A 21050-nucleotide genomic window follows, 5' to 3' on the forward strand; every position below is an offset into this window, starting at 1 on the left:
TGCGGTCTGCCATCTGCGATAAGGACAACGCAATGGCATCGACACTATTTTCTGCCTGTCAGTTCTGTGAGCAATGCAATTCCTGGCAGGAAGCGGTAACACTGGCCTGCTTACCTCTGGAAAAACAGGGAGCAATTACGTCCAGCTACACACAGGCTATCATCCGCGAGACGGAACAACATGGACCATGGTACATCTTGAGCCCGGAATTTGCTTTGCCACATGCCCGCCCGGAAGAAGGCGTAATCGGCAGTGAAACATGTCTCTCACTTTTATGTCTGAAAGAAGCCGTCCCTTTCCCGGAACATCCTGACGTGCGGCTTATCATTGTCCTTGCGGCAGCCAGTAGCTCTCAACATATTGAAATGATTCAGGAGCTTGTATGTTGGCTGGATGAGGCCGATCGTTTACAGCAACTGACCCATATCACCAGTCAGACACAGCTTCACTCGACGCTGAAGATGGGTTAAGCGAACACAATTTTAGGTATAAACGGTATGCAAATAATATAGCCTCACATACCGTTTAGTGTGTTTTATACGTGGGCAACCGGATTGGGTGTATGCCCGGCATTACGCAGCAGCATCAGTAAATAAATAAACGAAACGCTGGCGATCATAATAAACAGCAAATTATCAGAGTAATTCTGCATCAACATGGCCGTGAAAGAAGGTCCTAACAGGCTGCCTACGGTATAACTCAGCAACAGCGCCTGATTCATTGCCACCAGTTGATGATGCTCCACTTTCTCACAGGCCCATGCCATAGCCACCGGATAAAGCGTAAAGCCCGCGGCACCCAGGATGAAGAGTGCTGGCGCCATTGCCGCCTGACTTAACATCGCCATGCTCCCCAGGATCACCACAAACACCTGGACGCGCAGCACCAGCAGCCGGCCAAACTTGTCAGCCAGTCGCCCAATTGGCCACTGCCCAAGAATGCCCGCGCTGACCAGTACCGCCATCCAGAAACCGATGCTGGCGTTGCTCATTCCCTGGTGATTGAGATAAAGCGGCATCAGGCCATAAAGCGAACCCAGAACAATCCCGGAGATGATGCAGCCATTCACGCCCAGTCGCGCCTGACGCAATTTCAGCATGGACGTAATCGCTGTGGAACCGTGTTCTTCAGACCGCTGATTCAGAATATGGGTAAAGAGCAGCGGTAATATTCCCGCCAGGATAAGTCCCGTGGCCCATGGCAGTACGTTCATCAGTTCCGTGGAGACTTTACTGACCAGTAGTTGACCGAGGAACGTCCCCACGTAGTAAACCATCATGTAAGCCGCCAGCAGACGGCCACGGTTCCGGGATGTCCCGCTGCACATCAGAGCACTTTCGACGACAACCCAGATCATGGCGCAACCAACCCCTGCAACAAAGCGCCAGGCCAGCCAGCTCCAGAAACCAACCATGAGGCCCAGTCCTGCACAGCCCGCAGCAAAAATCAGCGAAGCAATGTAGTAGCTTCGGTTAAAACCGAGTCGCTTGATTAGCTGTCCCGTCAGCAGCGTCCCCACCAGGTTCCCGGTGAAATAGGACGAACTGATTATACCCACCTGCCAGGTTGGCAGATTTTCCTGGGCGAGCCAAAGCGGGACGAGCGTGTTCAGCACCGCAATCGCCAGGGTCAACAGAAGAAGACCTGCCAGCAAAAGCATGACGGGTCGGGTATAGGTGGACATGAGTATAAACCGTGAGGAAGTTCAAATTTCACGCGCATCATGCCACCAACAAAAACATTGTCAATCGGCTAAAACCGCCGTATGACGGGCGTTTTCGCTCGTCGATTGAAATTATTGATTAAGAATATGAATTATTGATGACGCGCAGCTTCCATGCTGCTGTTTTTATTGATTTACCGCAAAAGTGCTCCGTTTCGTCTGGATGAAAAATCTCATAGTCCCGGCAACATTTTTTTCCGTTCTGTGCTTTGAAATTACTCGCCATTCCACCTGGGATCGCAAGTTACAGGCTGGCGCGCAGTTGATGACGAGGTTTGGTCTGGCCTGTGAATTGCAACATGACTGGCACAATGACATTGAGAGTGTGGCAACGCTGTTCTCAAACCTATTTCTGATTATTGCAACCTGATGACCCGCTACGCTACGTTAACCAGGCAGAAGTAAAAACCGGGGCGAATGCCCCGGTCTCTCTTTTAGCTGGCGACCGCCATACCGACAGTCATATGCAGACCATAGAAAACGCCGCGGCCAATCAGTTCACCGACAAGCAACAGAACAAATGCCACAGAAAGCAACGGAACAGCAGGCTGATAACCTTTTAACTGCGGCACAATCCAGCAGCATAATGCCACTGCCAGTGCCACAATACGCCAGGCCATCAACGAACCATAGTCCGGTACCAGCGCAGAAGCCTGCTGGATAGAACTGTGAATTGTCGCCAGCTCAGCGCCCTGCATCACCGACATAACAGCACTCACCACCAGAGCCAGCAGCGAAACCGCAGGCAGCAGACGCATCGCCCAGCCGTCAACACCCGCCACGCGCAGTAACAGGTAACCTAACAACGGCCCACCAATAAACATCGTCAGGAAGAAGCCCAGCGGCGTCCAGACACTGTACCAGGTCGGCACTGTATCAATGCTGTTGTAAACGCGCACCATCATCCAGACAAACAGCACGCCCAGAATCATAGTGACCAGCAACCACAGGTTGCGCAATACTGGCGAAAGCTTTTTCAGCACAGCCAACAGCCAGCCAATTCCGCCAACGGCAAAGAAAATCGAACCGCTGGCAATTTCATTACTCAGTGCCGATGAACCTACGCGATTAAGCGAGTTGAAGGCCCGCATCGGAGAGCCCAGGTGCAGCATGGAGGCGATGAAACCAATCCCCATCAGCACCCAAAGCGCAAACATACAGGCAATCACACGCTGCTGCGTTTCGGCCCGCAGTTCGCCTTTCATCAGCGCCAGCGCCAGAACAATAAAGCCACCGACCACACATTGTCCGAAGACCGTGAAGATCATCAGCGGCCACTCGTGCCATCCACTTCCCATCTTACACCTCCTTCGGATTCGCCAGATAACCGGTGGTATCTCCGGTCGGACGGCTGTTGGCATTCGGTTTAATAACAATATTGGGTTTGGTAAAGTGCGCGCCAGGCAGCGGGGCCACCGCCGCCAGATCTCCGTGTTTTTTACGCAGTTCGTCAATCGGACCGAAGTCCAGCGCGCGCAGCGGGCAGGATTCGACGCAAATCGGCTTCTTGCCTTCAGCCACGCGGTCATGACAGCCGTCGCACTTGGTCATATGCCCTTTGGCCGCGTTGTATTGCGGCGCACCGTACGGACAGGCCATATGGCAGTAACGACAGCCAATGCACACATCCTCATCCACCACCACAAACCCATCTTCCCGCTTGTGCATCGCGCCGCTCGGACAGACCTTCGTACAGGCCGGATCTTCGCAGTGGTTGCATGAAATGGAGAGATAGTAGGCAAACACATTCTGATGCCAGACGCCGTTATCTTCCTGCCAGTCGCCGCCCGCATATTCATAAATGCGGCGGAAGCTGACATCCGGCGTTAAGTCTTTGTAGTCCTTACAGGCCAGTTCGCAGGTTTTACAACCGGTGCAACGGCTGGAATCAATAAAAAATCCATACTGGGTTGTCATCGGTTACTCCTTACACCTTCTCAACCTGAACAAGGTTTGTATGTGACGGGTTCCCCTTCGCAAGAGGAGACGGACGCTGCGTGGTCAGCACGTTAATACAGCCGCCCTGGTCAATGCGCTTCGTATCCGGGTCATACCAGGCACCCTCACCTAACGCCACGACGCCAGGCATCATACGCGGCGTCACTTTCGCTTCAATATGCAGTTCCCCGCGACCATTAAAGATGCGCACTTTGTCACCATTGCTGATACCGCGTTTTTGCGCGTCGAGTGGGTTGATCCACATCTCCTGGCGACAAGCCGCTTTCAGCACATCGACGTTGCCATAGGTGGAGTGAACACGAGACTTATAGTGGAAACCCGTCAACTGCAGCGGGTAATTCTTTGTCAGCGGATCGTTGTAGTTCTCAAAGCCCGGCGTGTAGATCGGTAACGGATCGATGACATCACCTTCCGGCAATTCCCAGGTTGCGGCAATGTCTGCCAGCGCCTGCGAGTAGATCTCAATTTTACCCGACGGTGTCGTCAAAGGATTGGCTTGTGGATCTTCACGGAACGCTTTATAGGCCACGTGATGTCCTTCTGGATCACGCTGCTTGAAGATGCCCTGCTTGCGGAATTCCTCAAAGGTCGGCAGCTCGGGAATCGCTTTACGCGACTGCTCGTACAGATGGCGCATCCACTCTTCCTGTGTGCGTCCCTCGGTGAACTGCTGCTCCACGCCCAGGCGTTTTGCCAGTTCACTGGTCATTTCGTAGATCGTTTTGCATTCAAAACGGGGTTTGATGGCCTGATCGGTGAAAATCACGTAGGACATATTTCCGCAAGATGCATCCAGCGCAAAGTCCATCTGTTCGGAGGCAGTGCAGTCCGGCAGCAGGATATCGGCGTACTTCGCGGAGGACGTCATGTGGCAGTCAATGACAACAATCATTTCGCACTTCTTGTCATCCTGCAGGATTTCATGCGTGCGGTTGATTTCTGAGTGCTGGTTGATCAGGCAGTTACCCGCATAGTTCCAGATCATCTTAATCGGCACATCAAGTTTATCTTTGCCACGAACTCCGTCACGCAGCGCGGTCATTTCCGGGCCACGCTCGATGGCATCGGTCCACATGAACATGGAGATGCTGGTTTCAACCGGGTTTTCCAGCGTGGGCATACGTTCAAACGGCAGGTCATAAGAACCTTCACGTGCGCCACTGTTACCGCCGTTAATTCCAACGTTACCCGTCAGAATCGCCAGCATCGAAATAGCACGGGTAGCAATTTCGCCGTTCGCGTGACGCTGCGGCCCCCAGCCCTGACTTATGTAGGCCGGTTTTGCACTGCCGATTTCACGCGCCAGTTTGATAATGCGATCCGCCGGGATACCGGTAATTTGCGATGCCCATTCTGGTGTTTTCGCAATGCCGTCTTTCCCTTCCCCCAAAATATAGGCTTTGTAGTGGCCATTTTTCGGGGCACTGGCAGGTAACGTTTTTTCGTCATACCCCACGCAGTACTTATCGAGGAATGGCTGATCGACCATGTTTTCAGTAATCAGCACCCAGGCCAGAGCGTTAACCAGCGCCGCATCGGTACCCGGACGAATCGGGATCCACTCATCTTCACGACCAGCCCCGGTATCGGTGTAACGCGGGTCGATAATGATCATCCGCGCATTCGATTTCTGTCGAGCCTGTTCCAGATAGTAAGTGACCCCGCCGCCGCTCATACGCGTTTCGCCTGGGTTGTTACCAAAAAGCACGACCAGTTTGCTGTTTTCAATATCAGAAGGACTGTTACCATCCGCCCAACCGCCGTAGGTATAGTTCAGACCGGCGGCAATCTGCGCTGATGAGTAATCACCATAGTGATTCAGATAACCGCCACAGCAGTTCATCAAACGCGCGACCAGCGTTTTTCCTGGCGGCCATGAACGGGTCATCGTGCCGCCCAGCGTGCCGGTACCGTAGTTCAGATAGATGGATTCGTTACCGTAGTCTTTAATCAGACGCTGCATATTGCTGGCGATGATATCGTAAGCTTCATCCCAGGTTATGCGCTCGAATTTCCCCTCTCCACGCTTACCTACCCGCTTCATTGGGTATTTCAGACGGTCCGGGTTATAGACGCGACGGCGCATAGAACGGCCACGCAGACAGGCTCGCACCTGGTGCAGTCCCTCGTAGTTGTCATCGCCGGTATTGTCAGTTTCGACATATTTGATTTCGCCATCCACGACGTGCATTCGCAGCGGGCAGCGACTACCACAGTTAACGGTGCATGCACTCCAGATGATTTTTTCGCTGGCTTGCGCCGGACTTAGCGCTTCTGCCGCATTTGCGATTCGGGTAAATGGCAGGGTAAACGCGCTGCTGGCCATAGCCAGACCGCCTATCGCCGTCGTTTTGACCAAACCACGACGGCTCACCTCAGCTGCCATTACGGCATCGGGGATCTTAGTTTTCATAAAGGCTCACTCTGCTTGCTCACAGTAAAAAAACAGAAATTAGAGTTATTTTTTGAATATAAAAACGACGCTATGTAGTTTGTTGCATAACGAATTTGCAGGATAACAGCGCAACATGCTGGTTTTCATTCGAAGAGAGTATTACGCCGAAGGGGTTACGGAGTATTGTCCGGTATCAAACAGGCATAAAAAAAGCGCCCACAGGCGCTTTTTCAGGAAGGTTAGAAACTGGACTTAGCCAATATATTCCAGTCCGTTCATATACGGACGCAGAACTTCCGGTACTTCAATACGACCATCAGCCTGCTGATAGTTTTCCATCACGGCAACCAACGTACGACCAACTGCCAGACCAGAACCGTTCAGGGTATGCACCAGACGGGTCTTTTTGTCGGACTTGCTGCGGCAGCGAGCCTGCATACGGCGCGCCTGGAAATCCCAGACGTTAGAGCAGGAAGAGATCTCACGATAGGTATTCTGCGCAGGGACCCACACTTCCAGATCGTAGGTTTTGCACGCGCCAAAGCCCATATCACCCGTACAAAGAATGATCTTGCGATAGGGTAATCCCAGCAGTTGCAGGACTTTCTCAGCGTGACCGGTCATCTCTTCCAGCGCCGCCATAGAATCTTCCGGACGCACGATCTGTACCATTTCGACTTTGTCAAACTGGTGCATACGGATCAAACCGCGGGTATCACGGCCGTAAGAACCCGCTTCAGAGCGGAAGCACGGCGTATGTGCGGTCATTTTGATCGGCAGATCGTCTTCATCAATAATTTCATCACGCACCAGGTTGGTCAGCGGCACTTCCGCCGTCGGGATTAGCGCGTAGTTGCTGCTGTCAGCTTCTTCTTCCAGCGGGCGGGTATGGAATAAATCACCGGCAAATTTCGGCAACTGACCCGTGCCGTACAGCGTGTCATGGTTGACCAGATACGGAACATAATTTTCGCTGTAACCATGCTGTTCAGTATGCAGATCCAGCATGAACTGAGAGAGGGCACGGTGCATACGGGCGATCTGCCCTTTCATCACGACAAACCGGGAACCCGTTAATTTAACGGCGGCGGCAAAATCGAGACCGGTGTGCATTTCGCCCAGCGTAACGTGATCGCGGACTTCAAAATCGAACTCACGCGGGGTTCCCCAGCGGCTGACTTCAACGTTATCGTTCTCGTCTTTGCCGACCGGAACGTCATCGTGCGGGATGTTCGGAATGGCCAGTGCGATATCACGGATCTCAGCCTGCAAAACATCCAGCTCCGCTTTTGCGGCGTCCAGCTCTTCACCCAGCTTGTTGACTTCCAGACGTAAAGGCTCGATATCTTCCCCGCGCGCTTTCGCCTGGCCGATGGATTTCGATCGAGAGTTACGCTCTGCCTGCAGGTTTTCCGTATTGACCTGCAAAACTTTACGACGCTCTTCAAGAGCGCGCAGCTTATCTACATCCAGCTTAAAGCCCCGGCGTGCCAGTTTTTCAGCGACTGCGTCTGGCTCATTACGCAGCAGATTGGGATCGAGCATGCTTATCCTGTGCTTATCGAATTGAAAGAGGAAAATGTGACCACAGCCTGCAGTCACAGGGATACAGTGCCAACATTACCGCAACGCCTGCGCTAACGGTAGCGTTTTATAGGGCTATTTTGATCCTGTCCGGCGAGCCAGGCGAGCTTTTCGCCAATCTTGCCCTCAAGACCTCTGTTTGTCGGGTGATAATAGCGCGTTTGTGCCATCTCCTGAGGAAAGTACTCCTCACCAGCGGCATAAGCATTCGGTTCGTCATGGGCATAGCGATACTCCTGACCGTAGCCCATCTCTTTCATCAGTTTTGTCGGCGCATTGCGCAGATGAACAGGCACGTCATAATCCGGACGTTCGCGGGCATCGGACATCGCCGCTTTAAACGCGGTATACACCGCATTGCTTTTCGGTGCGCAGGCGAGATAAACAATCGCCTGGGCGATGGCGCGCTCACCCTCGGCAGGACCGACACGGGTGAAACAGTCCCAGGCGGAGATCGCCACCTGCATTGCGCGTGGATCGGCATTGCCCACATCTTCAGAAGCGATCGCCAGACAGCGACGCGCCACATACAGCGGATCGCCCCCTGCGGTGATAATGCGCGCGTACCAATACAGAGCGGCGTCCGGCGCGCTGCCGCGAACCGACTTATGCAGGGCGGAAATAAGATCGTAAAAACGGTCACCTTTGTTGTCGAAACGCGCACTGCGCTCACCAGCGATTTCAGTCAGCAGCGCAGGTAGCAAAACACGCTTACCGCTGTCATCTACCTCGGCCATGTCAGCCATCATTTCCAACGTGTTTAATGCCCGGCGCGCATCACCATTGACCAGTTCCGCAATCGCCCTGCGCGTTTCATCCGGCAATACAATATCCTGTCCACCGTAGCCCCGCGCCTCGTCCTCCATCGCCTGGCGAAGTACCTGTTCAATATCCTCGGTAGTCAGCGACTTGAGTAAATAGACGCGCGCACGCGATAACAGTGCCGAATTCAGTTCAAACGAGGGGTTCTCGGTTGTCGCGCCGATAAAGGTGATGGTGCCGTCTTCAATATGCGGCAGGAAGGCATCCTGTTGGCTTTTGTTAAAGCGATGCACTTCGTCAACAAACAGAATGGTACGTCGTCCGGCATTGCGATTCTGGCGGGCGCGTTCAATGGCTTCACGAATCTCTTTAACACCGGAGGTGACAGCAGAAATTCGTTCCACATCAGCATTAGCATAGCGGGCAATCACTTCGGCAAGCGTTGTCTTTCCCGTCCCTGGCGGCCCCCACAAAATCATAGAATGCAGATGCCCGGCTTCAATGGCGCGCGGCAACGGTTTTCCCGCCGCCAGCAGATGCTGTTGGCCAATATACTGCGCTAAATTTTCTGGCCGCATCCGCGCGGCCAGTGGTTGAAAAGTATTATCAGAAAAATCGAGCGACAGGTTGCTCACTCATGCCTCTACTTACGTTGGTCGTCCACCGTTACACCTTTCGGAGGCGTAAAGGTAAATTTCGCTGCATCGACCGCGCCATTTTGCTGAGATTTCAACTGATAGCTGCTGCGCTGGTCATCCTGTTCCACGGCGCTGAACTGATGAATGGTGCCGTCACGGCCCACATTGATTGTGAACTGTTTCAGGTTGCCATTACTGGTTTTTGGCGTCAGGACAAAATCATCGCCATTCTGCTTGATGTTGTATTGTTGCCAGTCGCTGGACTGGTTACGGGCAATCAGCATGAACGGCGTGTTGCCGGTGGCGTCTTTCAGCCAGGTCGCAGTGGCTTGCTCAACAAACGGGTTGAAGAACCACAGCGTTTTACCGTCAGAAACCAGAATACTTTCATCAGGCTGCGTCATATGCCAGTTAAACAGATTGGGACGCTTCACCCACAGATCACCTTGACCTTCCTGCACGGCAGCCCCGCTGCCATCCGTCACTTTTTGAGTAAAGCTGGCGTGGAAACTGCTGACTTTATCCAGACGGCTTTTCAGATCGCTCGCGGCATCAGCCCAAACGCTGCTGACCACGAATCCTGAGAGTAATGCACAGGTGATTGCGATTTTTTTCATTGTTATTCCTCAAAATACGTCACTCCCGACCGGGAGATCCCTCTGCTATCCATTCCAGGCCAAAAATCAGCGTGAGGAAAGAAGACAATACTGAATTACGAAACTTTGCATTTAATCAAAAGGCGGCGGAGCCAGCACTTCGCGATTACCGTTATGGCCTTGCTCACTGACAATCCCCTGCGCTTCCATCTGTTCAATAATGCGCGCCGCACGGTTGTAGCCAATACGGAACTGGCGCTGTACGCCGGAAATTGACGCTTTACGTTTTTCCGTCACAAAGTTAACGGCCTGATCGAATAACGGATCCAGCTCTTCGCCGCCGTCAAAACCGCCGCCGCCACCTTCGCTCTCGCTATCGGAGGTGATCCCGTCAACATATTGTGGACGACCACGCGCTTTCCAGTCCTGAACCACCGCATGCACTTCCTGGTCACGGACAAACGCACCGTGAACACGCACTGGCATGGTGGAGTTCGGCCCAGAGTAGAGCATATCCCCCATTCCCAGTAACGATTCTGCGCCGCCCTGATCAAGGATGGTACGCGAGTCAATTTTACTGGATACGGTGAAGGCAATACGCGTCGGGATGTTGGCTTTAATCAGCCCCGTAATCACGTCAACCGACGGACGCTGCGTCGCCAGCACCAGGTGAATCCCTGCCGCGCGCGCTTTTTGCGCCAGTCGGGCAATCAGTTCTTCCACCTTCTTACCAACCGTCATCATCAGATCGGCAAATTCATCCACCATCACCACGATATACGGCAGTTTTTCCAGCACCGGATGTTGAGCATCCATACTGTCGCCCGGTTTCCAGTAAGGATCCGGTATCGGACGTCCCATCCGCGCGGCTTCGGCAATCTTCTCGTTGTAACCTGCAAGATTACGCACGCCAAGTGCAGACATCAGCTTATAGCGGCGCTCCATCTCGTTAACGCTCCAGCGCAACGCGTTGGCGGCGTCTTTCATATCTGTGACAACTTCGGTCAACAAATGTGGAATGCCTTCGTAAACCGACAGTTCCAGCATTTTCGGGTCGATCATAATAAAGCGAACGTCTTCCGGCTGCGCTTTGTAGAGCATGCTGAGGATCATGGCGTTCACCCCAACCGATTTACCCGAACCGGTTGTACCTGCAACCAGCAGGTGAGGCATTTTCGCAAGGTCCGCCACCACCGGATCACCGGCGATATCTTTCCCCAGAACCACCGTAAGTGGTGATGGGTTTTCCCGGAACTTCGCGTTGTCCAGTACTTCACGCAGGTAAACGGTCTGACGTTTTTTGTTAGGCAATTCCAGTCCGACATACGGTTTTCCTGGGATCACTTCCACCACACGCACCGCCACGGTCGAAAGTGAACGCGCGAGGTCACGAGAGAGATTCGAAATACGCGCAGCCTTCACCCCCGGCGCCAAATTCAGCTCAAAGCGCGTAATCACCGGACCAGGAGAATAGTTCACCACATCAGCTTTGATGCGGAAATCTGCCAGACGCGCTTCAACAAGACGCGCCATTTGCTCCAGTGCAAATGTATCTACAGGTTCCACCTCACTCGGTGGCGGCGTTAGCAGATCCAGAGAAGGCAGCGGCGTCGTCGGTTTCTGCAATGGACGACTGTCGCCATTGCGCATAAGCAAGGGATGAATCAGGCTTTCTTGCGGCGGCTGCTGCGGCTGCTGATAATGCTGCTGCGGCTGAACAGGCGCAGACTCAGGCATTCCTCCCGGCGTGAACAGTGGTTCATGCGGGCTATCATCCACCAGCGTTCTCATCGGTGAGAACGCAAAATCATCCGGTGAGAACGGACTGGCCCCGACGGGTTGTTCTCCCGCGTAGCGTTGCTGCTGTGAAGAGGCAAACTGGCGCGCCAGTTCCGCTTGCGCAGCCGCATCTTCATCCTCTTCTTGTTGGGTGTCGTGCTCATACTCGTTGCCGTAGCGATTTTGCTGCGACTGAGCAAACTGACGCGCCAGCTCATCCTGTTGCATGGCGTCGATTTCATCATCACCGTACTGCGAGTCAGGCTGTTCGTTCTCGCGCGCCCTCTCCTCAGCCATACGCTGAGAGGGGAGCTTAATCCCATACGATGCCAGTTCACGACGTGTCGGAACGCGCACTCGATTCGGACGGGGTAATTGCGGGCCGATGCCTTCCTTAACCTGTGAACGCGGCGCACCATCGCTTGCCAGGCTGAAGACAGGTGCCGCTGCTGCGGCGACGGTGCCAGCCGCTAACGTCGCGTCTTTCACGCCTGCGGCGATCGGCGCAATTGTCGCGGCAGATTCGACAGGTGGCATGGAAGGCATGACCGATGACGCAGGAATCGCGGGCTCCGGCGTATTGACTGGCTCAGGGATAGGTTGATACCACGCCGCCAGTTGCTCGCGTTCACGTGCTCGCTTCTCCTCCACTTCTTCAAAGTAATAGAGCGGCGGACGAGCAGGTTTTACCTCTTCCACGATGGGTTCAGGTTCAGGAACTGGCGTATACTGCGCCGCCGGTTCTTGCGGCTGTAAAGGTTCCGGCTGGTATGCAGGCTGTTGATAAACCGGTTCCTGAACAGGTGGCTGTTGATAAACCTGCTCTGGTTGCAAAGGGTGTTCAACAACAGGCTGCGGTTGTTGCCAGGGTTGCTGGAAAGCGGCTGGCTGCGGATAACCCGTTGCGTCTTGCGGACGCGCAGCGTATTGCGGCTCCGCCGGAGCAGGCTGTTGCCATGCCTCATACGGTGCGTGTTGCGGTTGCGCATATTGAGTATGCGGTGGATAGCTTTCCGGCGCAGGGGCAATCACTGGTTCGCTGGTTTGTGGGCCCGGCACTGGCTGCCATTCCACTGCAGGTTGTACAGGGACCGTTTCCGCGCCCGGCACGGGCTGCGTTTGCATAATCGGGTCAACCGGTGCAGCCCAGGCTTGCGTTGCAGCGGTGGCCGCAGCCAGTGGCTCGGTAACAGAATGACCGTTCAACAACGGATCGTATTCATCATATGCCGACTGCGTTGCGCGATGGCCTGAGAAAAGAACATCGTCAGGATCCGCTGCGACACCGCGCGCGCTGTAGGCAATCTCATCCTCATCATCCATGCGCTTGCCAGAGAACAGTGCTGCATCGGTCTGACGGCCATGAGGATTAATGAATTTGTCAGCCAGACGCTTACGACGCGCCAGCGCACCGCGAAGAATGCGCGCCCGGCGGGATTCACGTTTCCCCCCCTCAACGTCGTCTTCATACTCGTCTTCGTATTCGTCGTCTTCCACCCAGGTATCATCACGGCGGGTACGATTACTGGCAAATGTCAGAATATTGAGCAACCAGCCGCCGAGTTTTTCAGCAATGCTGACCCAGGACCAACCGGTGAAAAGCGTAAGGCCCGCGGCCCAGATGCACAGTAGCGTGATAGTACCGCCGCTACTGTGGAGCAACGGTTGCAATGTAGTGCTGAGCAGACTGCCAATGACGCCACCGGATGCGAAATACCAGATATCATCGGCGTTGATTGCGGCCAGGCCACAGGATGTGAGGATAAGCGCCAGCACACCGATGATACGCAGTGAGACGGCAAAATAGTCGATATAGTCATCCGTTGCCTGATGACGCCAGGCAAACCAGCAACCACCCACAATGATGACAGGGATGGTGTAAGCCATCACCCCAAAGATAAAAAACAGGGTGTCTGCGAGCCACGCGCCAGGCGCGCCGCCCAGATTATAAATAGGCTCGTGCCAGGCCGTTTGCGACCAACTGGGATCAGAAGGGTTAAAGCTCAGCAGCGCGGCCATCAACCAGACAGCAAAAAGGGCAATAAGAATCAGCAACGCCTCCAGAAGTCGGCGCCCGCTGCTTAACTTCGTCAATGTGACTTCTTTGTCTTCAGTGTATTCCTGGCTCAAAAAAGGCTCTCCAGGTTTCAGGCTTTTCCTGCCCGATGCTAAAACGGACAACAGCACCGGGTTGCCCCGGCACTGTTGCTGTATGGATTAACAGGAGTGTAATCAAAATACGCCGATTTTGCACCTGTTCCGTATTAGCGTGTCTTAATAACCAGACGATTACTCTGTTTGACTTCTTCCATGACCACATAAGTACGGGTGTCATTCACCCCCGGCAGACGCAGCAGGGTTTCCCCTAGCAGCTTACGATACGCTGACATGTCAGGTACGCGAGTCTTCAACAGATAGTCGAAATCACCGGATACCAGATGACACTCTTGAATTTCTTCAAGTTTTTGCACGGCGGCGTTAAATTGCTCAAACACATCCGGAGCGCCACGATTCAGAGTAATCTCAACAAATACCAGAAGTGATGCATCCAGATAATGTGGGTTTAACAGAGCGGTGTAACCCTGAATGAACCCTTGTCTTTCCAGACGACGCACACGCTCAAGGCAGGGCGTCGGGGAAAGTCCCACTCGTTTAGAAAGCTCGACGTTGGAAATACGCCCATCCTTTTGTAGCTCATTAAGAATGTTACGATCGATACGGTCGAGATCTTTGCCAGGGCGCTTCTTGCTATCTACCATTATTATTGTCTCTCTGTATTCCTTCCCTACTCCTGCCTGACTCTGCAAACATCACTGTCGAGAGTCGATGCCCATCACAATAGACCGAAACCCAGAGGATTAACGGCGCGCAATGCCAGGGTCTATGGTGAGAAGACCGTTGCCTGACGGCAGCTATCGACATCACGAATGGCGTCTGTCCACACCATACGTAGATTTCGCTAGCCCGGTAAACATGGTATTTATATGCATGATTATGCGGCACGCATATAGCACTGTTTTTTTCTTCCTCGAATGTTTTCGCAAAACAGCAGGGGATTGTCAAAGTAAAACATCGATTTTTAGTACAACATGCCAGTTATTCATTACCAGAGGTGACAAACCGTCATTTTATCACCTTATAACAGCGCGATTTTTAGTAGAAATTATGATGACAGCCACGTCAGTGTGTTCACTCATTGACACCTGCTATTACACAAATTGTTAACAAAATCGCTATACTCTTTTTTTACGCCGTTAAATTCCCTACAATCCTGCCCATTGCCTGCCAACAACTATGGGGATCTCATGGGCACAACCAAACACAGTAAACTGCTTATCCTGGGTTCCGGCCCTGCGGGATATACCGCTGCGGTCTACGCTGCGCGCGCAAACCTGCAACCGGTGCTGATTACCGGCATGGAAAAAGGCGGTCAACTGACCACCACGACGGAAGTGGAAAACTGGCCTGGCGATCCAAACGATCTGACCGGACCGCTGCTGATGGAACGCATGCACGAACATGCCACTAAATTTGAAACTGAAATCATCTTCGATCACATCAATAAAGTGGATCTGCAAAACCGTCCGTTCCGTTTAACCGGCGACAGCGCGGAGTACACTTGCGACGCGTTAATCATAGCGACCGGCGCGTCCGCCCGTTATCTGGGCCTGCCTTCTGAAGAGGCGTTTAAGGGCCGTGGTGTTTCTGCCTGTGCAACCTGCGACGGCTTTTTCTACCGTAACCAGAAGGTGGCGGTCATTGGCGGCGGAAATACGGCAGTGGAAGAGGCGTTGTATCTGGCCAATATCGCCTCTGAAGTACATCTCATTCACCGCCGTGACAGCTTCCGTGCAGAAAAAATTCTGATTAAGCGTCTGATGGATAAAGTGGAAAACGGTAATATCGTACTGCACACCCACCGCACGCTGGAAGAGGTCACTGGCGATCAGATGGGCGTGACGGGTCTGCGCCTTCGCGATACGCAGAATGCGGAAAACATCGAGTCACTGGACGTTGCGGGTTTGTTTGTTGCCATCGGGCACAGCCCGAACACCGCAATTTTCGACGGTCAACTTGAACTCGAAAACGGCTATATCAAAGTGCAGTCCGGCATCCATGGCAACGCGACACAGACCAGCATTCCAGGCGTCTTTGCAGCGGGTGATGTGATGGACCACATTTATCGCCAGGCGATCACCTCTGCAGGCACCGGTTGTATGGCGGCGCTGGATGCGGAACGTTATCTCGACGGATTAGCTGACGCGTGCAAATAGTTTTTACAAATCAGTAACAAAAGTAAAAAAGGCGACTATAAGTCGCCTTTATTTTTGCCCCGTTGTAACATTGCCGTGCCCAAAAATTCCGATAACTCACCTGCTAAGTGCGCAATGAACAAAACTCGTCAAAAAGAGCTAACCCGCTGGTTAAAACAGCAAAGTGTTATTTCTCAACGCTGGCTGATGATCTCCCGCCTGCTGGGATTTCTGAGCGGCGTACTGATTATCGCTCAGGCCTGGATCATGGCTCGTATTCTGCAACATATGATCATGGAAGGTATTCCACGCGAAGCGCTTTTATTGCCATTTGTCATACTGATACTGGTCTTTGTTCTGCGCGCCTGGGTAGTGTGGTTACGCGAACGTGTCGGTTTTCATGCCGGCCAGCACATACGTTTTGAAATTCGCCGTCAGGTTCTTGACAAGCTTCAACAAGCCGGACCGGCCTGGATTCAGGGAAAACCGGCGGGAAGTTGGGCCACGCTAATACTTGAACAAATTGACGACATGCACGACTACTATGCCCGCTATCTGCCGCAAATGGCGCTGGCGGTATGCGTGCCGTTATTAATTGTGGCCGCCATTTTCCCGGCGAACTGGGCGGCGGCACTTATCCTGCTCGGTACTGCGCCACTCATTCCGCTTTTCATGGCAATGGTGGGCATGGGTGCTGCCGATGCCAATCGCCGTAACTTCCTCGCGCTAGCACGACTGAGCGGACACTTCCTCGATCGTTTACGCGGCATGGACACCCTGCGAATTTTTGGCCGTGGTAAAGCTGAAACCGAAAGCATTCGCGTCGCATCGCAAGATTTTCGCCAGCGCACCATGGAAGTGCTTCGTCTTGCCTTTTTATCTTCTGGTGTACTGGAGTTTTTTACTTCTCTTTCCATTGCTTTGGTCGCGGTTTACTTTGGTTTCTCCTATCTCGGCGAACTTAACTTCGGGCATTACGGTACTGGCGTCACGTTGACAGCAGGTTTCCTCGCCTTGATTCTTGCGCCTGAGTTTTTCCAGCCTCTGCGTGACCTTGGCACGTTTTATCACGCCAAAGCGCAGGCCGTGGGGGCCGCAGACAGTCTGAAAACCTTTATGGAAACGCCCCTCGCCCATCCGCAGCAGGGTGATGTGGAATTATCGCCGAAAGGTCCGGTCTCGATTGAGGCTGACAATCTCGTTATCACCTCACCAGAGGGCAAAACGCTGGCTGGTCCACTGAATTTTTCCCTGGATGCCGGGAAACGTGTAGTGCTTGTCGGTCGAAGCGGGTCGGGTAAGAGTTCGTTGCTGAACGCGCTTTCTGGTTTTCTTTCCTATCAGGGTTCTCTGCGGATCAATGGAGTGGAGCTGCGCGATGTGTCTGCGCAGTTCTGGCGAAAACAGCTCTCGTGGGTTGGACAAAATCCGCAATTACCCGCCGCGACGATACGGGAAAACGTACTGCTTGCGCGTCCCAATGCCAGCGAACAAGAGCTTCGCGCTGCACTCGACAGTGCATGGGTCAGCGAATTTTTGCCGCTGTTACCACAGGGTGTCGATACGCCGGTTGGCGATCAGGCGGGACGCTTGTCCGTGGGCCAGGCCCAGCGCGTGGCGGTGGCTCGCGCGTTACTCAATCCCTGCGCATTACTGCTACTGGATGAACCCGCGGCCAGTCTGGATGCCCATAGCGAGCAGCGCGTTATGCAGGCGCTGAAATCCGCCTCAAATCGCCAGACAACCTTGATGGTGACACACCAGCTTGAAGACCTCGCCGACTGGGACACCATCTGGGTGATGCAGGACGGGAAAATTATCGAACAGGGCTCCTGGGCCGGGTTAAGTACAGCCAATGGCGCGTTCGCGACGCTGCTGGCCCATCGTCAGGAGGAGATCTAAATGCGCGCGTTGCTACCTTATCTGACACTCTATAAGCGTCACAAATGGATGCTCACGCTGGGTATTGTGTTGGCGATCATCACATTACTCGCCAGTATCGGCTTACTGACACTCTCCGGCTGGTTCCTCTCCGCGTCCGCGGTGGCGGGGGTTGCCGGGATTTACAGTTTTAATTATATGCTGCCCGCTGCGGGAGTACGTGGTGCAGCCATTACCCGCACCGCCGGGCGCTATTTTGAACGTCTGGTCAGTCATGATGCGACCTTCCGTGTGTTGCAGCATTTGCGTGTTCATACCTTCAGCAAACTGCTGCCGCTCTCTCCTGCGGGTCTGGCCCGCTATCGGCAGGGTGAGTTGCTGAACCGCATTGTGGCGGACGTTGATACGCTGGATCACCTTTACTTGCGCGTCATCTCTCCGCTGGTTGGGGCATTTGTGGTGATCATGGTGGTGACCCTCGGATTGAGCGTGCTGGATATCACCCTCGCCTTCACGCTTGGCGGCGTCATGTTGTTGACGCTATTCATCATGCCGCCGGTCTTCTATCGCGCCGGGAAAACCACCGGGCAAAACCTTACTCACCTGCGTGGGCAATATCGCCAACAGCTAACCGCATGGCTGCAGGGCCAGGCTGAACTGACCATTTTTGGTGCCAGCGACCGGTATCGCGCACAGATGGAAGCCACGGAACTTCAGTGGCACGAAGCGCAGCGCCGGCAGTCGGAACTCACCGCGCTTTCTCAGGCTCTGATGTTGCTGATTGGCGCTTTTGCGATATTGCTGATGCTGTGGATGGCAGCAGGCGGCGTTGGTGGTAACGATCAGCCCGGCGCGCTGATCGCCCTGTTTGTCTTTTGTGCGCTGGCGGCATTCGAAGCTTTGGCGCCTGTGACCGGCGCATTTCAGCATTTAGGCCAGGTGATCGCATCGGCTGTTCGCATCACCGAACTGACCGAGCAAAAGCCGGAAGTGACCTTCCCTGACACGAAATCGGCTGTTCCTGAACAGGTTACGTTGACGCTGCATAACGTTTCATTCAGTTATCCTGAACAGACGCAAAACGCGCTGGATACCTTATCTCTTCGCGTTAATCCGGGTGAACATATTGCGATTCTTGGGCGTACCGGATGTGGTAAATCCACCTTACTGCAACTGCTCACACGCGCATGGAATCCGCAAAAAGGTGAGATCCTGCTCAACGATCGCCCGATCGATGCCTTAAGTGAAGAGACGCTGCGTAAAACCATCAGCGTCGTGCCGCAGCGTGTCCACCTGTTTAGCGCCACCCTGCGCGACAACCTGCTGCTCGCCGCCCCTGATGCCTCTGACGATCGACTTGCCGATATACTGTGCCGTGTTGGGCTGGAGAAACTCCTTGACGATACGGGGCTCAACAGTTGGCTGGGTGAAGGAGGACGACAGTTGTCCGGTGGTGAACTCCGTCGTCTGGCGATCGCCCGTGCGCTGCTGCACGATGCGCCGCTGATGCTACTGGATGAACCCACAGAAGGTCTGGATGCAACGACTGAAAGCCAAATGCTTGAATTACTTGCCGAAGTGATGCGTAAAAAAACCGTACTGATGGTGACGCATCGCCTGCGCGGGCTTTCGCGTTTTGATCAAATAATAGTGATGGACAACGGACAAATTATTGAGCAAGGTAATCACGCAGATCTGTTAGCGCAGCAGGGTCGTTATTACCAGTTTAAGCAGGGTCTGTAAGCTATTATTGAACGATCCGACTCGCGTACTGGAGTTCTGCTGTCATGCGCCTGGTTCAGCTTTCACGACACTCAATAGCCTTCCCTTCGCCGGAAGGCGCTTTGCGCGAGCCCAACGGCCTGCTGGCGCTCGGCGGCGACTTAAGCCCTGCACGCCTGTTAATGGCCTATCAGCGCGGTATTTTCCCGTGGTTTTCTCCCGGTGACCCCATTCTGTGGTGGTCGCCGGATCCACGCGCCATTCTGTGGCCTGAGACTTTTCACATCAGCCGCAGTATGAAGCGCTTTCATAAGCATTCCCCTTATCGCGTCACACTGAACTACGCTTTTGGTCAGGTTATCGAAGGGTGTGCGAACGAACGCGATGAAGGAACGTGGATCACCCAGGGGGTGATTGAGGCATACCATCGGCTGCATGAGCTGGGTCACGCGCATTCTATTGAAGTCTGGCGCGATGATGAACTGGTCGGTGGCATGTATGGCGTCTCGCAAGGCGCCTTGTTTTGCGGCGAATCGATGTTCAGTCGACAAGAGAATGCGTCGAAAACCGCACTGCTGATTTTTTGTGCCGAATTTATCCGCCACGGTGGTAAATTACTGGACTGTCAGGTACTCAACAGTCATACCGAATCGTTAGGCGCTATCGAAATTCCGCGTCGGGAGTATCTGGAACATCTTGACGCCTTGCGTCAACAGCGTTTACCTCGCGACTTTTGGGTTCCCCGCACGTTATTTTTGCCGCAAGGGTGAATGTTTTCGGCACATTTTTTGTCAGGGTGTTATAATTGCGCCGCAGAGTTGGTTTAGCCCATTACCCCGCTGCCGTTAAGGATCCGTTCGCGTCAGGTAACGCCTTCGTTTATCTCATCGCTCCCTTATACGTTGCGCTTCACGTGCGGCTTTGCCGTGTGTCGGAAGCGTTCCGGAGTAATGCGCCAAATTTCGTTTGCTGCGTTTTAAACGTGCAAATCTTTACTTATTAAAAGAACTTCGGCATTATCTTGCCGGTTCAAATTACGGTAGTGATACCCCAGAGGATTAGATGGCCAAAGAAGACAATATTGAAATGCAAGGTACCGTTCTCGAAACGTTGCCTAATACCATGTTCCGCGTAGAGTTAGAAAACGGTCACGTGGTTACTGCACACATCTCCGGTAAAATGCGTAAAAACTACATCCGCATCCTGACGGGCGACAAAGTGACTGTTGAGCTGACCCCGTACGACCTGAGCAAAGGCCGCATTGTCTTCCGTAGTCGCTGATTGTTTTCACGCCCGAATGGCGTACAGATAATGAAAGGTCGGGAAATCCGGCCTTTTTTGTTGCTCATGACCCGTCCTGAACGGTTTCATGAATGAAGATGTACATTGCGTAACCAAACGAGAAGTAAAGCGTAAATACTGCTTGACCGTTTTAGCGCAACTCCCTATAGTAGCGCCCCGTTGCCCCCTACGTGGTCAGGCAGCAGACAATATGGTGAGGTGTCCGAGTGGCTGAAGGAGCACGCCTGGAAAGTGTGTATACGGCAACGTATCGGGGGTTCGAATCCCCCCCTCACCGCCATATTTAAAGAAGAGCTCGTACGAAAGTACGGGCTTTTTTTTCATATGTTGCGCAGGTACAGGGGGGATGAGAACCCACGACCGGGGTTCGACAACGGGCGCAGCCCGTTGGACAGACCGCGAACAACGTGAGCGGACTGCCCGTCAGGGCGAGCGAAGCGAGTCAATCCCCCCCTC

General features: G+C 53.6%; 15 protein-coding genes, 1 tRNA gene and 1 pseudogene. 8 read left to right on the forward strand and 9 right to left on the reverse strand.

The window, feature by feature from the left end:
• Positions 1-32 precede the first annotated feature (32 nt).
• Positions 33-470 (forward strand): PTS sugar transporter subunit IIA, encoded by a 438-nt coding sequence (locus WB371_RS03365; protein WP_336218716.1) that lies wholly within the window; start codon positions 33-35, stop codon positions 468-470.
• Between the two features lie 65 nt (positions 471-535).
• Here WB371_RS03365 and WB371_RS03370 read toward each other — a convergent pair whose 3' ends face one another.
• Complete coding sequence (locus WB371_RS03370; RefSeq protein WP_336218717.1) at positions 536-1684, reverse strand: MFS transporter; 1149 nt, start codon at positions 1682-1684, stop codon at positions 536-538.
• Between the two features lie 250 nt (positions 1685-1934).
• On the opposite strand from WB371_RS03370, the pseudogene WB371_RS03375 reads away from it, so the two are divergent.
• A pseudogene (locus WB371_RS03375) lies at positions 1935-2128 on the forward strand (hydrolase); the annotation flags it as partial.
• A gap of 29 nt (positions 2129-2157) precedes the next feature.
• On the opposite strand, the gene WB371_RS03380 reads toward WB371_RS03375, so the two are convergent.
• The 8 genes from WB371_RS03380 to lrp all read right to left on the reverse strand — a co-directional run bounded on the left by WB371_RS03380 (position 2158) and on the right by lrp (position 14195).
• Complete coding sequence (locus tag WB371_RS03380) at positions 2158-3021, reverse strand: dimethyl sulfoxide reductase anchor subunit family protein (protein WP_336218718.1); 864 nt, start codon at positions 3019-3021, stop codon at positions 2158-2160.
• A 1-nt stretch (position 3022) separates the two neighbouring features.
• Positions 3023-3640, reverse strand: coding sequence for a dimethylsulfoxide reductase iron-sulfur subunit DmsB (gene dmsB, locus WB371_RS03385; RefSeq protein ID WP_181821597.1), 618 nt, complete (start codon positions 3638-3640; stop codon positions 3023-3025).
• Positions 3641-3650: 10 nt separating this feature from the next.
• Complete coding sequence (gene dmsA / locus WB371_RS03390) at positions 3651-6095, reverse strand: dimethylsulfoxide reductase subunit A (RefSeq protein ID WP_336218719.1); 2445 nt, start codon at positions 6093-6095, stop codon at positions 3651-3653.
• A gap of 234 nt (positions 6096-6329) precedes the next feature.
• Complete coding sequence (gene serS / locus WB371_RS03395) at positions 6330-7622, reverse strand: serine--tRNA ligase (RefSeq protein ID WP_336218720.1); 1293 nt, start codon at positions 7620-7622, stop codon at positions 6330-6332.
• A 92-nt stretch (positions 7623-7714) separates the two neighbouring features.
• Positions 7715-9058, reverse strand: coding sequence for a replication-associated recombination protein RarA (gene rarA, locus WB371_RS03400; protein WP_336218721.1), 1344 nt, complete (start codon positions 9056-9058; stop codon positions 7715-7717).
• 8 nt (positions 9059-9066) lie between these two features.
• Positions 9067-9678, reverse strand: a complete 612-nt coding sequence (gene lolA, locus WB371_RS03405) for an outer membrane lipoprotein chaperone LolA (RefSeq protein ID WP_336218722.1) — start codon at positions 9676-9678, stop codon at positions 9067-9069.
• Positions 9679-9789: 111 nt separating this feature from the next.
• Positions 9790-13566 (reverse strand): DNA translocase FtsK 4TM domain-containing protein, encoded by a 3777-nt coding sequence (locus WB371_RS03410; protein ID WP_336218723.1) that lies wholly within the window; start codon positions 13564-13566, stop codon positions 9790-9792.
• A 134-nt stretch (positions 13567-13700) separates the two neighbouring features.
• Positions 13701-14195: a leucine-responsive transcriptional regulator Lrp gene (lrp, locus tag WB371_RS03415; protein ID WP_000228469.1), complete on the reverse strand. Its 495-nt coding sequence runs from the start codon at positions 14193-14195 to the stop codon at positions 13701-13703.
• A 546-nt stretch (positions 14196-14741) separates the two neighbouring features.
• Here lrp and trxB point away from each other — a divergent pair.
• From trxB to WB371_RS03450, 6 genes are all read left to right on the forward strand, one after another.
• Positions 14742-15710 (forward strand): thioredoxin-disulfide reductase, encoded by a 969-nt coding sequence (trxB, locus tag WB371_RS03420; RefSeq protein WP_336218724.1) that lies wholly within the window; start codon positions 14742-14744, stop codon positions 15708-15710.
• 114 nt (positions 15711-15824) lie between these two features.
• Positions 15825-17591: a heme ABC transporter permease/ATP-binding protein CydD gene (cydD, locus tag WB371_RS03425; protein WP_336218725.1), complete on the forward strand. Its 1767-nt coding sequence runs from the start codon at positions 15825-15827 to the stop codon at positions 17589-17591.
• Complete coding sequence (cydC, locus tag WB371_RS03430) at positions 17592-19313, forward strand: heme ABC transporter ATP-binding protein/permease CydC (RefSeq protein WP_336218726.1); 1722 nt, start codon at positions 17592-17594, stop codon at positions 19311-19313.
• Between the two features lie 44 nt (positions 19314-19357).
• Positions 19358-20062, forward strand: a complete 705-nt coding sequence (aat, locus tag WB371_RS03435; protein ID WP_336218727.1) for a leucyl/phenylalanyl-tRNA--protein transferase — start codon at positions 19358-19360, stop codon at positions 20060-20062.
• A gap of 292 nt (positions 20063-20354) precedes the next feature.
• Positions 20355-20573, forward strand: a complete 219-nt coding sequence (gene infA / locus WB371_RS03445) for a translation initiation factor IF-1 (RefSeq protein ID WP_001040187.1) — start codon at positions 20355-20357, stop codon at positions 20571-20573.
• A 213-nt stretch (positions 20574-20786) separates the two neighbouring features.
• Positions 20787-20874, forward strand: a tRNA-Ser gene (locus WB371_RS03450).
• The last annotated feature ends 176 nt before the right edge of the window (positions 20875-21050 follow it).

Source organism: Citrobacter amalonaticus (assembly GCF_037053465.1).
Classification (GTDB): domain Bacteria; phylum Pseudomonadota; class Gammaproteobacteria; order Enterobacterales; family Enterobacteriaceae; genus Citrobacter_A; species Citrobacter_A amalonaticus_H.